This is a genomic window from Aquipseudomonas alcaligenes NBRC 14159, from assembly GCF_000467105.1.
In the GTDB taxonomy this organism is placed as follows: Bacteria; Pseudomonadota; Gammaproteobacteria; order Pseudomonadales; family Pseudomonadaceae; genus Aquipseudomonas; species Aquipseudomonas alcaligenes.
This window is the reverse complement of the sequence record NZ_BATI01000062.1, coordinates 1-14,361: the sequence shown is the minus strand read 5'-3', so window position 1 is coordinate 14,361 and position 14,361 is coordinate 1. Positions and strand designations below refer to the sequence as shown.

Annotated in this window: 11 protein-coding genes and 1 pseudogene; 4 read left to right on the top strand and 8 right to left on the bottom strand. The window is 55.7% G+C overall.

Annotated features, from left to right (window positions below; translation table 11 throughout):
* Positions 1-452: pseudogene (locus tag PA6_RS21395) on the bottom strand (heavy metal sensor histidine kinase); the annotation flags it as partial.
* Positions 449-1,123, bottom strand: coding sequence for a heavy metal response regulator transcription factor (locus PA6_RS21390; protein WP_021703097.1), 675 nt, complete (start codon positions 1,121-1,123; stop codon positions 449-451). The gene PA6_RS21390 and the pseudogene PA6_RS21395, both read right to left, overlap by 4 nt.
* Positions 1,124-1,661: 538 nt before the next feature.
* Between PA6_RS21390 and PA6_RS21385 the strand changes: the two genes are divergently transcribed.
* The 3 genes from PA6_RS21385 (at position 1,662) to PA6_RS21370 (ending at position 7,707) form a co-directional block, all read left to right on the top strand.
* Positions 1,662-2,870: a TolC family protein gene (locus PA6_RS21385; protein ID WP_228723613.1), complete on the top strand. Its 1,209-nt coding sequence runs from the start codon at positions 1,662-1,664 to the stop codon at positions 2,868-2,870.
* Positions 2,871-3,241: 371 nt separating this feature from the next.
* Entirely contained in the window at positions 3,242-4,495 is a 1,254-nt protein-coding gene (locus PA6_RS21375; protein WP_021703094.1) for an efflux RND transporter periplasmic adaptor subunit, read from the top strand.
* A 23-nt stretch (positions 4,496-4,518) separates the two neighbouring features.
* Positions 4,519-7,707 carry a CusA/CzcA family heavy metal efflux RND transporter gene (locus PA6_RS21370; RefSeq protein WP_021703093.1) on the top strand — a complete coding sequence of 1,063 codons (3,189 nt, stop codon included), beginning with the start codon at positions 4,519-4,521 and terminating at the stop codon, positions 7,705-7,707.
* 464 nt (positions 7,708-8,171) lie between these two features.
* Here PA6_RS21370 and PA6_RS23145 read toward each other — a convergent pair whose 3' ends face one another.
* The 6 genes from PA6_RS23145 to PA6_RS21355 all read right to left on the bottom strand — a co-directional run bounded on the left by PA6_RS23145 (position 8,172) and on the right by PA6_RS21355 (position 13,997).
* On the bottom strand, positions 8,172-8,753 hold the full coding sequence (locus tag PA6_RS23145) for an IS3 family transposase (RefSeq protein WP_021703092.1): 582 nt from the start codon (positions 8,751-8,753) through the stop codon (positions 8,172-8,174).
* A gap of 99 nt (positions 8,754-8,852) precedes the next feature.
* Entirely contained in the window at positions 8,853-9,080 is a 228-nt protein-coding gene (locus PA6_RS23640; protein WP_021703091.1) for a hypothetical protein, read from the bottom strand.
* 309 nt (positions 9,081-9,389) lie between these two features.
* Positions 9,390-9,617 (bottom strand): hypothetical protein, encoded by a 228-nt coding sequence (locus PA6_RS23635; protein WP_021703090.1) that lies wholly within the window; start codon positions 9,615-9,617, stop codon positions 9,390-9,392.
* Positions 9,618-9,779: 162 nt separating this feature from the next.
* Positions 9,780-11,048, bottom strand: a complete 1,269-nt coding sequence (locus PA6_RS21360; RefSeq protein ID WP_052520214.1) for an OprD family porin — start codon at positions 11,046-11,048, stop codon at positions 9,780-9,782.
* A 315-nt stretch (positions 11,049-11,363) separates the two neighbouring features.
* A complete protein-coding gene (locus PA6_RS23140; RefSeq protein ID WP_021703088.1) occupies positions 11,364-11,708 on the bottom strand; it encodes a DUF3703 domain-containing protein in 345 nt (114 codons plus the stop codon).
* A gap of 12 nt (positions 11,709-11,720) precedes the next feature.
* Positions 11,721-13,997, bottom strand: a complete 2,277-nt coding sequence (locus tag PA6_RS21355) for a heavy metal translocating P-type ATPase (protein WP_043217286.1) — start codon at positions 13,995-13,997, stop codon at positions 11,721-11,723.
* A gap of 191 nt (positions 13,998-14,188) precedes the next feature.
* Between PA6_RS21355 and PA6_RS21350 the strand changes: the two genes are divergently transcribed.
* Positions 14,189-14,361, top strand: a 173-nt coding sequence (locus PA6_RS21350; RefSeq protein WP_021703086.1) for a MerR family transcriptional regulator, incomplete at its 3' end; no start/stop codon positions are given.

Sequence of the window (14,361 nt, the reverse complement as noted above, 5' to 3'; positions counted from 1 at the left end):
CTAGAGAGCTGGATCGTGACTTCATTGCCATCTTTCAAGCGCACATGCTTCGAGGCCGTCAGAAAACTGTGCTTGGTGCTATCCAGCCATTCGTGGAAGAAAACGCCCACGGCGCCTTCAGAATGCAGTTTCGGAGCGTTCGACCTGTTGCTAACGCTCAGCAGCTTCTTCCCTTCAGGCCCTCGCTCATAGATGGCAAGTTGTAGGTTGTCGTGGCCTACAACAAGGTCGAGCAGTCCATGCGGTTGCTTGGCGATGTCGGCACTCGATATCGAATCTTCTTTGAGTCGGTGCTGGATCTGCTCAAGCTTGCCGTTCAGGCTGCTTCGGGCCAGCGAGGCCAGCTCGTGCGTCAGCGAGAAGTAAGCAAGGGCGGCCAGGAGCACCACCAATGCGGCTCCCATCAGGGCGACAGATAGCCCTAATCGCATGGAGAGGCTGGCAGGTTTCATTCCCGCTCCTCGAGTACATAACCAACCCCTCTGAGGGTATGGATGAGCTTCCTTTCAAAGGCGTCATCGATTTTGGCGCGCAAGCGGCGGATGGAGACTTCGACCACATTGGTGTCGCAATCGAAGTTCATGTCCCACACCAACGAAATGATCTGAGTGCGTGAAAGCACCTCACCCGAACGCCTCATCAACAAGTGCAGCAGCGCAAACTCTTTGGTCGTCAGGTCTATCCGTTGCTCACCGCGGAAGGCTCGATGTCTGGCAGGGTCCAGCTCTAGGTCTGCTACACGTAGAGTTTCTGGTGCCGGAGCCTGCTCGCTGCGACGCAGAAGGGTGCGAACTCGGGCCAGCAGCTCAGGAAACTCAAAGGGCTTCACCAAGTAGTCATCCGCACCTAGGTCCAGGCCCTTGATCTTGTCTGCCAGCCTTCCTCTGGCGGTGAGCATCATGACCCTTGTGTTGTTATCACGGCGAAGGTTTTCTAATACGCCCCAGCCATCTATCTCTGGAAGGTTTACATCCAGAATGACCAAGTCGTAAGTGTGTTGGCGCACAAGATGAAGACCATCTAATCCAGTAGAGGCCTTGTCGACTACATAGCCACTCTCGGTCAGTCCTTGATGCAGATATTCGGCAGTTTTGGGCTCGTCCTCGATAACTAGGATTCGCATATTAAATTTACCCAGGCAGGCGGCATATTGTTGTTTATTGGGCCGCGTAAAGTTTCATAAATTAATAATGACGTGGCATGAAGAGGCTTTTAGCGCACGATAGGAGTAGACAATCCTAAAGCCTGTAGCGGCTACAGGGTCAATGCGCAAGCCTTGCTGTGACTGGCATTGCGACAAGCTGTCACATTTAGCGAGTATTTCAGGCAGATTTCCCTGGTGGGGTTACTGATTTCCCTAAAGGTTCCTTCGCTGACGCTATATTTGTATCAGCATGTAACTTCACAGGACTCTCTGATGGGGGCATCTTAATACAGCGAAATAGCCTGTAGGCCTTGATTACATATTTGTAATTTTCCAGTCACCTTGGCGATATGAACTGATATCTAAATTCTGCGGCTAACTCATTTCCTGTCTTCATCAGCTGACCGCTACTGCCGGGTCGAGCCGTTTTAGTCAGGGATGATCATTGGTTGCGGAGGATTAACCCTTGCTCTCTTGCGATGGTGGTGTTGCAGGTTTTTATCGGAAGTTGCTTCCGGTGTTACTGGTGTCCCTATGGGTGGTTGGCCGGCCAGCAGTCGCTGCGTCCTCGGAGCTGTCGCTGGCTGAAGCATTGCGCCAGGCGCAAGACAACAGTCCGACTCTCTCGGCTGCGAGCCGATTGGTAGACATCTCTTTGGGCGAGCGGCAGCAAGCCGGCCTGCTGCCAAACCCAGAGCTGTCATGGGAGGTGGAAGACACCCGCAGCAACACGCGGACCACTACCACCCAGATTACGCAGCCGATTGAGCTTGGGGGAAAGCGAGGGGCACGCATCGAGCTAGCGGAGAAGGGGCAGAGTGCGGCATCGGTCGAGCTAGAGCGCAGCCAGAATGAGCTGCGCGCCGATGTCATCCAGTCGTTCTACGACAACCTGCAAGCAAGGATGCGCGTCGAGCTGGCGGAGCAATCTCTCGCGCTGGCTGAGCGAGGAGTTCAGGGGGCCGAGGGGCGAGTCAAGGCGGGCAAGGTTTCACCAGTTGAGCTAACTCGGGCCCAGGTGCAGCTCTCTGAGGTCCGACTTGAGCTACGTCGAGCTCAACGGGATCAGGCTAGAGCCCATTCTCGACTGCAGGCTGTCATCGGTGGCAACGCAGACATCAGGGTTGTTGGGAGTGCGACCAGCATCCCAGAACCGCCAACAGTCAATCAGCTGTGGTCTGCCTTGGAGACAACCGCAGAAATGCGCCTAGCCCGGCTGTCTGTGGATCAGCAAGAGGCTTCATTCGAGCTGGAAAAGACCCAGCGCATTCCAGACCTGAATGTGAGCCTGGGCAGCCAATACAGCGCTGAAGATCGGGAGCGAGTCAACGTAGTTGGCCTATCGATGCCGATCCCTCTCTTCAATCGTAACCAGGGCAACATTCTCTCCGCTGCACGTCGCGCCGACCAAGCCCGCGACCTGCGCAACGCGACCGAGCTACGCCTCAGGGCAGATGTAGAGCAAGCCATGGATCAGTGGGTCGTTGCGAAGGAGGAGATCAACTCGTTCGACCAGACGATTCTCCCATCGGCCAAGAGCGCTGTTGATAGCGCTACCCGCGGATTTGAGATGGGCAAATTCGCTTTTCTCGATGTGCTGGATGCTCAGCGCACGTTGATTGGTGCCCGCACGCAGTATGTCGACGCCCTGGCCTCAGCCACCGCGGCATGGGTGCAGTTAGAGCGCGTGTATGGCGATGTATCAGCCATCCCCGCTGCACGTTGAGCCGCCGAGTTCCTACCGACCGTCTTGGTGACCCGCATCTGGAGTGCGGGTCGCTGCATTTCCTTTAGGAGTTGCTTATGAGCAAAAAATTACCCCTCGTACTCGCGATCATTGCGGGCATAGGGCTTATTGGTGGCGGAGTAACCCTCATGAATGAGGAGAAAGGCCATGAATCGGATGAGCACGCCGAGACAAGCAGCCATCAGGACACAGAGCACCATGGCGAAGAAGCAAAGCAGGGTCACGGCGATGCTGATGAACATGGAGATACCGAGCATCACTCTCGCGGTCCAAACGGAGGAACGCTGTTCAGTCAGGACAACTTCAGTGCCGAGCTAGTTGCGCCAGAGAGTCAGGATGGAAGTGCTCCCATGTCGCTGTATCTAGCACAGGAAGGGCAGCAGATTGTGCCCGGGGAGAATACCCGGGTGTCCATGGAGGTCAGACGTCCTTCAGGTGAAGTGAATACGCTCCGATTCGAGCCCAAGGGCGATGCCTTTGTCAGTGCCATGGGTATCGCCGAGCCGCACTACTTCGAGGCTCGCATTCTGATTGAGCGAGAAGGAAGGGCCTATCGTTTCAGCTACGCCAAAGAGGAGGGACTCATCGAGCTCAGCAACGAGCAAATCGATGCCGCCGGAATCCAGTTGGTGAAGGCTACTGCCGGAGCTATGAGCACTACCATCAGCCTTCCCGGTGAGATTCGCTTCGATGAGGACCATACGGCTCACGTGGTTCCTCGAACTGCTGGTGTCGTGGAAAGCGTCCAGGTCAACCTGGGAGAGTCAGTTAAGAAGGGGCAACTCCTGGCTGTTATCGCAAGCCAGCAAATATCAGATCAGCGTAGTGAGTTTGCTGCGGCCCAGCGCAGGGTCGAACTGGCCCGCACAACCTTTGAGCGAGAGCAGCAACTGTGGAAGGAGAAGATTTCTGCAGAACAGGATTACCTGCAGGCCCGCCAGGCGCTACAGGAGGCAGAAATTGCTCTCAGCAATGCTCGTCAGAAAATGGGAGCCCTGGGCGAAAACGTTGCTCTTGCGGGGGGGAACCGCTACGAGCTAAGGGCCCCGTTCGATGGCATCGTGGTGGAAAAGCACCTAGTGCTTGGCGAGGTTGTGAACGAGGCGAGCAACGCCTTCACCATTTCAGATCTCGGCCGTGTCTGGGCAACCTTCAGTGTTGCACCGCGGGACTTGGGCAAGGTCCAGGTCGGCAAGCCGGTCAAGATCAGTGCCCCGGAGCTGGAGGCTGAGGTTGTAGGCAACGTTTCGTACGTGGGTAACTTGCTTGGCGAGCAGACACGCACGGCGACTGCCCGCGCCACTCTCGAAAATCCAAATGGCGCATGGCGCCCAGGCCTCTTCGTATCCGTCGCGTTGTCAGCCGACTCCCGCCAGGCCAACGTCACCGTTCCAGTCCAGGCAATTCAGACCATCGAAGAGAAACCCACGGTTTTCGTTCGCGTGGACGATGGATTCGTGGCGCTTCCCGTGGTGCTAGGCGCCCGTAGCGAAGGGGCTGTGGAAATTACCCAAGGCTTGGCCGCCGGAGCGCAGGTAGCGACAGAAGGGAGCTTCATCCTCAAGTCCGAGCTGGGCAAAGGCTCCGCCGACCACGCCCACTGACCTGCCATTGACGGGAAATTCGTATGTTCGAACGCATAATTCAGTTCGCTATCGAGCAGCGCATCATCGTGATGCTTGCCGTACTGGCGATGGCTGGCTTAGGTATTGCCAGCTACCAGAAGCTCCCCATAGACGCTGTCCCTGATATCACCAACGTTCAGGTACAGATCAATACCGCAGCAGCAGGCTTCTCACCTCTAGAAACCGAGCAGCGCATTACCTTTCCGATCGAGACGGCCATGGCCGGCTTACCGCACCTCAAACAGACCAGGTCGCTATCGCGCTCTGGTTTGTCGCAGGTGACCGTAATCTTCGAAGACGGCACGGATCTCTACTTTGCCCGCCAGCTCGTCAATGAGCGCCTGCAGGTTGCCCGCGAACAACTGCCAGAAGGAGCAGAGGCAATCATGGGCCCAATCTCGACAGGATTGGGTGAGATCTTCTTGTGGACGGTCGAGGCTAGAGAGGGGGCGTTGAAGGAGGACGGCACGCCATACACGCCCACCGACCTGCGGGTAATCCAGGATTGGATCATCAAACCTCAGCTGCGCAATGTTCCAGGCGTGGCCGAGATCAACACCATCGGTGGCTTCGCGAAGGAATACCAGATCGCCCCGGACCCCAAGCGTTTGGCCGCTTATAAGCTCACCTTGGGAGACCTGGTCACTGCGCTTGAACGCAACAATGCCAACGTTGGTGCCGGTTATATCGAGCGCAGTGGCGAGCAGCTGCTGATTCGGGCTCCCGGTCAGGTCGCCACTGCAGCGGACATCGCCAACATTGTCATTAGCAACGTCGACGGGACCTCCATTCGGGTCAGCCATATTGCGGATGTGCAGATTGGCCGAGAGTTGCGTACTGGCGCTGCCACCGAGAACGGTCGCGAAGTTGTGCTCGGCACGGTGTTCATGCTCATTGGCGAGAACAGCCGCAGCGTCTCGCAGGCAGTTGCCGCCAAGCTGGAGCAAATCAATCGATCGCTCCCTGATGGGGTAGTAGCCATCGCGGTCTACGACCGAACCGATCTGGTGGACAAGGCCATCGCCACGGTTAAGAAAAACCTCATCGAGGGCGCGATCCTGGTAATCGCCATCCTCTTCCTGTTCCTCGGCAATATTCGTGCAGCGATCATCACCGCGATGGTGATCCCGCTGTCGATGCTCTTCACCTTCACTGGCATGTTCACCTACAAGGTGAGCGCTAACCTGATGAGCCTCGGTGCTTTGGACTTCGGCATCATCGTTGACGGCGCGGTGGTCATTGTCGAGAACGCCATTCGCCGGTTGGCTCATGCACAACAGCACCATGGCCGGATGCTTACCCGCTCCGAACGCTTGCATGAAGTGTTTGCCGCCTCACGAGAGGCGCGCAGAGCCCTGATCTTCGGCCAACTGATCATCATGGTGGTCTACCTTCCGATCTTTGCGCTGACAGGGGTTGAAGGGAAGATGTTCCACCCCATGGCGTTCACTGTGGTGATTGCTCTGTTGGGAGCGATGATTCTTTCCGTGACCTTCGTTCCAGCTGCGATTGCGCTCTTCATCACCGGCAAGGTCAAAGAGGAAGAGAACTTCGTTATGCGTGCCGCCCGCAAAGGCTACGAGCCGGTACTGGGCTGGGTCATGGGCAACCGAACCGCAGTATTTACCGGTGCAGTTACCTTGGTGGTGTTGTCCGGTGTATTGGCAGGTCGCATGGGCAGCGAGTTCATCCCTAGCCTCAGCGAGGGGGACTTTGCTTTGCAGGCGTTGCGGGTACCAGGAACTAGCCTGACGCAGTCGGTGGAGATGCAGGCGCGCTTGGAAAAGAGACTGGTAGAGAAAGTGCCGGAGATCGAGAGGGTATTTGCCCGGACCGGTACCGCTGAGATCGCCTCTGACCCAATGCCGCCGAATATCTCGGATGCCTACGTCATGCTCAAGCCCAAGGACCAGTGGCCTGATCCGGACAAGTCGCGAGAAGAGTTGATAGCTGACCTGCAGCGTGTGAGTGCGGAAGTTCCAGGTAGCAACTACGAGCTTTCTCAACCCATCCAGTTGCGCTTCAACGAGCTGATTTCAGGTGTGCGCAGTGACGTCGCGGTGAAGGTGTTTGGTGACGATATGGGTGTGCTCAACAGCACTGCTGCTGAGATTGCGGAAACCTTGGAGAAAGTAGAGGGCGCTTCCGAGGTAAAGGTGGAGCAAACCACTGGGCTGCCCGTGCTGACCATCAACATTGATCGTGACAAGGCTGCTCGCTTTGGCCTGAACGTAGGCGATGTTCAAGACACTATCGCTTTCGCGGTGGGAGGCCAGCGTGCAGGCACCTTGTTCGATGGCGACCGCCGCTTTGACATGGTGGTGCGGCTCTCGGATCGGCTGCGTACGGATATCGAGGGCCTTTCCCGCCTGCTGATTCCTGTTCCTGCGCTATCAGGCGGAGCGGCAGAACAGATATCGTTCATCTCACTATCTGAAGTCGCCAGCCTCGACCTGGTACTTGGCCCCAACCAAGTCAGCCGTGAGAACGGTAAACGCCTGGTGGTGGTCAGTGCCAACGTGCGGGGACGGGATATCGGATCCTTTGTTCAAGAGGCCAGCGATCGCCTGCTGCAGGATGTGAAGGTTCCGGCTGGATATTGGACCACCTGGGGTGGCCAGTTTGAGCAGCTGCAGTCAGCAGCCAAGCGGCTTCAGATCGTAGTCCCGGTCGCTCTGCTCTTGGTCTTCACCTTGCTATTCATGATGTTCAATAACGTCAAGGATGGCCTAGTGGTGTTCACAGGCATTCCCTTCGCGTTGACTGGTGGTGTACTCGCCCTTTGGCTGCGAGATATTCCCCTGTCCATCTCGGCTGGCGTCGGCTTCATTGCCTTGTCGGGCGTCGCGGTTCTGAACGGCTTGGTGATGATTTCCTTTATCCGTAATCTGCGCGAGGAAGGAAAGACGCTGCACGAGGCAATCATTGAAGGCGCTCTGACTCGCTTGCGGCCGGTCTTGATGACAGCGTTGGTGGCGTCGCTGGGTTTTGTGCCAATGGCGCTGGCGACAGGTACCGGGGCCGAAGTGCAGCGACCTCTGGCATCAGTCGTCATCGGAGGGATCCTATCCTCCACGACCCTCACGCTCTTGGTACTGCCGGTGCTATATCAGTGGGTACACCGGCGGGATGAGGAAGAGGATGCTGAGTCGTCGGAAACCGATGGAGATGTAGCCTTGCACAAGGGCTGACGTTACTCGAATGAACCAGGTGGTCCGTACCCCGGAGGGTATCGGACCACCACATGGTCAACTCACTTTTGCTTTCGCAATCTCATCGAGAGCCATTTTGCGCAGGACTCCTGGGCCGAACTTCTGCAGCAGCTAGCCGTTCAAGAGCGCGGGCGCACCTGAAACACAGATCCCCGATACAGCCTGCAATCGGCTTCGAGCGTGTCATCGATGTCAGATGAGCTCGTCTCAGCCGTGGTCTGCTCCACATCTAGACCCGCTGCAACCGCCCAAATCTTTAGTCTTCTCGCATCGGATCGTCAAACCAATCAGGTTGGGCTGCCCAGGAAGATTCAAACATTTCTGGGTATGCATCTGCCCCATCTATTGCATCCAGCGCAAGGCGTAATCCGTCAGGTAGCGCAGCACATCAGCCTCCGCTTGCCCTTGGCTGGCATATCCATGCTCCGGCAACCATTCCGTTTTCAGGCTTCTGAAAAACGCTCCATCGGCGCGTTATCCCAGCAGTTACCGCGGCGGCTCATGCACTGCTTGATACGGTAGCGCCAGAGCATCTGGCGAAATTCAATGCTGGTGTAGTGGCAACCCTGGTCAGAGTGAAACATTAGCTGCTGCGGGCAACCTCGGGACTCGTAGGCCACGCGTAACGCGCGTGTCGTGAGCTGCGAGTCAGGTCGATTGGGCAGTGCCCAACCGACGATGCGGCGCGCATACAAATCCATGACTGCTGCCAGGTAGATCCAACGATTACCCGCCCAGATGTATGTCACATCACCGCACCACACTTGGTTGGGGCTGCTCACTGTGAACTGCCGATCCAGTGTGTTGGCCGCAATGGCACCTTCACCATCGGCCTTGCGGTGGCGATGCTTGCGACATTGCCAGCTGTATAGCCTGGCTTCTTTCATCAGGCGTCCAGCCAGAAAGTGACCAACCTGCACACCCTGTATTCGCAGCGCTGCCGATAATGTTCTGGCTCCTGCGGAACCACGACTTTGGGCGAAGCTTAACGCCTTATCGGGGTGTCCAGAATCATTGAGCCACAACAGGGATAAAAAAGCGCCCTAGGAAGGGCGCAAAGTGTACACATCTTTCCAAAGGAGCTCGTGGAGCCTTTAGAGGTGAACTCGGCAGGGAAAAGGCTATCAGCGTTCGTTTGCTGTATTTTTATCTTGGGCTGTATCTTTCTTAGTGCTGCTATTTTTCTGGCTTTCTGCTTGTGCCGCCTGGTTGTCTTTTTCGTAAATCTTTTTCTGATTCTCTTTGAATCGCTTTACCATTTCGTGACGGTTATGGCTATCACCTCGCGCAAGCACGGGAGCTGTAACGCTGAGGGCAAGAATTCCAATAAGTGCTGCATGTGCAATCTTCATAAGCTGGGTCTCTCTCAGTTGGTGATGAGCTATTGGGTTTCGCTCTTTGAACACGCCTAAATCTTAGAAAGATGAAACTAACCGGAGCGTGAGCTCAAAATTAAAATGTTGACATCCAGGACTATAAAGAAGGGGCAGATCTGGCTGAACCTACAACTGACCCTCAAGTAAGTGCAGGAGCTCTCATGGTCGCGCGCCATGATGACAAAGAAATGCATAAAAAAGCGCCCTTAAAGGGCGCTTAGGGTACACCTCTTTCCAAAGGAGCTCGTGGAGCTTCTAGAGGTGGACTCGGTAGGGGAAAAACAATCAGTCTTCGTTGGTTGTGTTGTTGCTTTTGGCGGCGTCTTCTTCAGTAACTCCACTTTTCTGGCTTTCTACTTGAAATGCCTTGTTGTCTTTCCCGTGAATTTTTTCTTGGTTTTCCCGAAATTTTTTCACCGCTTCCAAAGAGCGGCCGTAGCCATCTTCTGCAAGTGCAGAAGTAGCAGTACCGAGTGCGAGAATTCCAATAAGTGCAATATTTGCGATCTTCATAAATCAGGCCTCGTTCAGTTTGTAATGAGCTATTTGCTTGCGCTCTGTGAAGATGCCTAGATTTTACGAAAATGAAGCTAACGGCAGCATGAGCTCAAAATTACAATATTGACATGCAGCGCTAGAGAGAGCGGGCAAGTAGTTACCCGCTCCACTTTCTAGTCAGAGCACTTCCAGTGGGTACTCGACAATCAGGCGAACTTCATCCAGATCGGACTCGTAGTCGGTCGCACGAGTGGTCATCTGGCGAACGCGGAAGGACATATCCTTCAGCGAGCCAGACTGAACTACGTACTTCGCTTCGATGTTTCGCTCCCAGCGCTTCTGATCGGTCAGCGGGTTGCCGTTTTCATCACGACGCATGTACACGTTGTTCGCATCGGAGTAGTCGGCGTCGGTACCGAAGGCGTAGCGGGTCATGAAGCTCAGGCCAGGGACACCGAAGGTGGCCATGTCGAGATCGTAGCGAAGCATCCAGGAACGCTCATTCGGGGAGTTGAAGTCGCTGTACTGGATCGAGTTATCGAGGAAGATCGAGTCAGACTGACGCAGATAGTCGAAGTCATCGTCGCCGTTGTTGCGCTGATGAGACAACGCCAGGGAGTGGGCACCGAACTTCACACCGACCTTGCCGCTGTAGATGTCGTTGTCGAACTCGCCCAGCAGCTTCTGCCCCTGGTCAACGGCTTTGTAGTAGTTCAGGCCGCCGAACAACGAGACGCTCTCAGAAAGCGGGTGGCTCCAGGACATGCCGGCATAGTGCTGATTCCAGGCATCTTCCAGGCGGCTGGTGTAAAGGCTAAACGCCAGGTTGTCATTCAGGGTGTAGTCGCCGCCAAAGTAGGCCGCCCAAGGTGCATCCACGCCGCCGGCGTAGAAGGTGGCGAAGTCTTCGCTCATGCCACTCTGCTGCGGTTGGCTCATCGCATGAACTCGACCACCCTGCAGGGTCAGACCATCAACGCTGTTATTGACGACGGTGACACCCTTGAAGGTTTCCGGAAGGAGGCGAGAGTCACCATAGTGAAGAACCGGGGTCATCGGGAACACATCGCCGGCCTTAATGACCGTATCGAAGAGCTGAGCTTTTACAGCTCCGCCCAGCTTGGAGTACTCGTCTTCCGCTTCCCCATCGCTGTTCACGGGAAGCAGGTTGATGCTGCCGCCAGGGCCAAAGCGACCATCACCGGTATCCAGTTTGATGCCCAGCATGGCGAACGCGTCGATACCCACCCCGACGGTTCCCTCGGTAAAGCCGGACTCAAAGTTCACCATGACGCCATGCGCCCATGCTTCGGAATAGCCATTTCCAGTTGAGCTGGACTGACCATCTCGGAAGTCACGGTTCATGTAGAAATTTCGATTGAGGATATTAAGGCTGCTTCCTTCAACGAAACCCTCGCCTTTTGTTTCCTCAGCAGTGGCCACCATGGGGCTGATTCCAATGATTGCCGAAAATACTGCAAGAGATAATTTGGTCTTGCTCATTAATTGCTCCTTTATTCTTGGCAGAATTGGATATTTGCCATGACTGTTCTTGTAGGTATTGAGCCCCGGTGCGAGAGCAGCCAGAGGCGGTCGCACCTATCGTTGCAAGCCGTAGATAACTTGAAGATGATTGGAAAATTACAATTTTGTAATCTTCGAAAAGATGAGGGATGGGCTGCTTAATTTGACATTTTTTGCACAAACGACACCCAGCGGCGCACTCGAATGGTGCGCAGAGTCGAGGGAGTCAGTTCTGGTTTAGTTACCGTTTGCGAGGAGCTGCTGCAGATCTTCTGGGACGGTCATGGGGAGGAATGCGCTAACTCGTGCACGCCCAGTATTGCCAATGGGGACCCAGATGCGTGAGAAAAGTAGTGCAGCCACTATGCGAGGTATTTGCCCAAGGACCTCCCGATAGTTCTTGGTCTGCAGGCCTAGGCGTAGCATCAGCCAATGTGACTTTGCATGCAGGTAGGGATGCCGTTGAGTCAGGATGTGGGCGCGCTCTAACCACTCAAATGCTCTACCAGGCTGCTTCAGCCGCAGGTTCGTATCGGCTTGCGCAAAGGCCTCTGCAATTGCTGATTTCAGTTGAGATTGCATGGCTACCTCCCATTATTGTCTGAGCAGCCTCAGGCCGTTAAACACCACGAGCAGGCTGACGCCCATGTCAGCGAAGACAGCCATCCACATAGTGGCGCCTCCTGTGATGGTTATGCCCAGGAAGATAGCCTTGATGCCAAGTGCCAGGGCGATGTTCTGCTTGAGGATGGCAGCAGTACTACGAGATAGACGGACGAACGTAGCGACCTTGCGCAAGTCGTCATCCATCAGTGCAACGTCCGCGGTTTCTATCGCCGTGTCGGTCCCTGCGCTACCCATGGCAAAGCCAATCTGAGCTTTTGCCAGCGCTGGGGCATCGTTAATGCCGTCTCCCACCATGCCAACCGTTAAACCTTGGGCCTGCATTTCAGCGATGACTGTGAGCTTGTCTGCCGGCAACAGGTTGCCACGAGCCTCATCAATACCCACCTGCTGGGCTATCGCCAGGGCTGTGTGCTCGTTATCGCCACTGAGCATACATGTCTTTACCCCAAGCTCGTGGAGCTGCCGCATGGCATCGGCACTGGTCTCTTTCACGGTGTCTGCGACTGCGAATAGAACAAGGGGCTGTTGGCCGTCGCACAGGATGACGACGGTCTTACCCTGACGCTCCAGCCGCTCCAGCGTAAGCTCCAGCTCCTTAGAACAGAGCCCCAGCTCCTCAACCAGACGATGGTTGCCTAGATACAACAGTTGGCCTTTCACACGGCCTTTGACTCCCCGTCCAGGAAGCGCTTCAAACTCCTTGACGTCCAGTAGCGACACATCGTTATCCATCGCATGTCGAGCGAGTGCTTTTGATACCGGGTGATCAGAGCGAGCAGCTAGGCTAGCGGCACTGACACGATGCATTTCGATATCTGTTTCTTTGAGCGGCAGGAAGTCTGTCTGAACCGGCCTCCCTTGAGTGATGGTTCCAGTCTTGTCGAGTGCAAGCAGTGCCAGATCTTTGCCGCTCTCCAGATAGACCCCACCTTTGATGAGGATGCCTTTGCGAGCCGCCGCTGCCAGGCCGCTGACGATGGTAACGGGAGTGGAAATGACCAGCGCGCATGGGCACGCGACGACCAGCAATACCAGCGCTCGATAGATCCACTCCTGCCATGCGCCACTCAGCAATAGCGGTGGGAGCAAGGCGACCCCTAGGGACACCAAGAACACGGCGGGGGTGTAGATCTGAGAAAAGCGGTCAACGAAACGTTGGGTCGGCGCCCGAGAGCCCTGAGCCTCCTCCACCGCATGAATGATCCGAGCCAGGGTAGTGTTGGTAGACGCTGCTGTTACCCTGAACTCCAACGACCCTGCCTCGTTTATCGTGCCCGCAAAAACCTGATCTCCAATGCTCTTATCTACCGGCAAGCTCTCGCCGGTTATAGGTGCTTGATTGACGGTGGAGGTGCCTGCCGTCACCTCGCCATCCAAGCCAATTCGCTCACCTGGCCGTACCCGAACAACAGCGCCAAGTGCTACCGCCTTGATGTCCGCATCTAGCCAGGATCCATCCGCCTGCAAAACAGTGGCCCGCTCGGGGCTTAAGTCCATGAGTCCACGGATGGCGTTACGTGCACGCTCCAGTGAGCGCGCTTCAATAACCTCGGCTACCGCGAAGAGCACCATAACCATGGCCGCTTCGGGCCATTGGCCAATCAATACGGCACCGGTTACAGCAATGCTCATGAGGGCATTGATGTTCAGGTTGCGGTTCTTGAGCGCAATCCAGCCCTTCTTGTAGGTACCGAGCCCACTTAGCGCTATCCCCACTATTGCTAAGGCTGCAACCGCCCATTCGGGGGCCAACTGCCCAAAGTGGATTATTTCGGCTGAAACCGCAGCGATCCCCGCGATCGCCAGCGGCCACCAATGCTTCTTCTTCGTTGGGGTAGGTTCCTGGCGGTCGGCACTCTCCTCGACAACCGGTGAAAGCCCGAGCTCCTGGATGGCTGCCATGAGCTGAGGTAACAGCTCTGGAACATGGTCTACGACCAGAGTGCGTTGCAGCAGGTTGAACTGCAGATTGCTGATGCCTTTCTGGTTAGCGAGCTTGTCGCGAATGAGCTTCTCCTCAGTAGGACAGTCCATCTGCTCGATGCGAATTCGTGTTTGTACATGAGCGTCCGTGGGCTCGGCCTGCATACCCAGGGAGGCGATCACATCAATGATGGGGGTGACCGAAGGGAGACTGTGCTGTACCCCTAGAACGCGAGTCATCAAGTTAAAGTCGAGCTGGTGTATCCCGGCCAGCGAGCCAAGCTTGCTCTGAATCAGGCTCTGCTCTGTCGGACAGTCCATCGCCTGGATGTGGAAAGCGCTGAATGTCGTTCCTGGTGGCGCTGGCTCGCGCTTTTGGTCTTCAGGTTTATGATGATCCGAGTGGTCGTGACTGCAGCAACTGCTCATGGCGGGACCTCTTATCTAAGTCATTGCAGAGTCAACACCCTGAAGCCACTATAGGGTCAAGCATTGATCAGGAGATTCGTCCCATGAAGATTGGTGAGCTCGGAAAGCAGGCTGACTGTCAGGTGGAGACTATTCGTTACTATGAACGTGAAGGGCTGCTGCCTGTTCCTGGTCGAAGCGAGGGGAACTACCGGGTCTACGGGAAGGAGCACCTAGAGCGGCTCGTATTCATCCGTAACTGCCGAACCCTGGACAG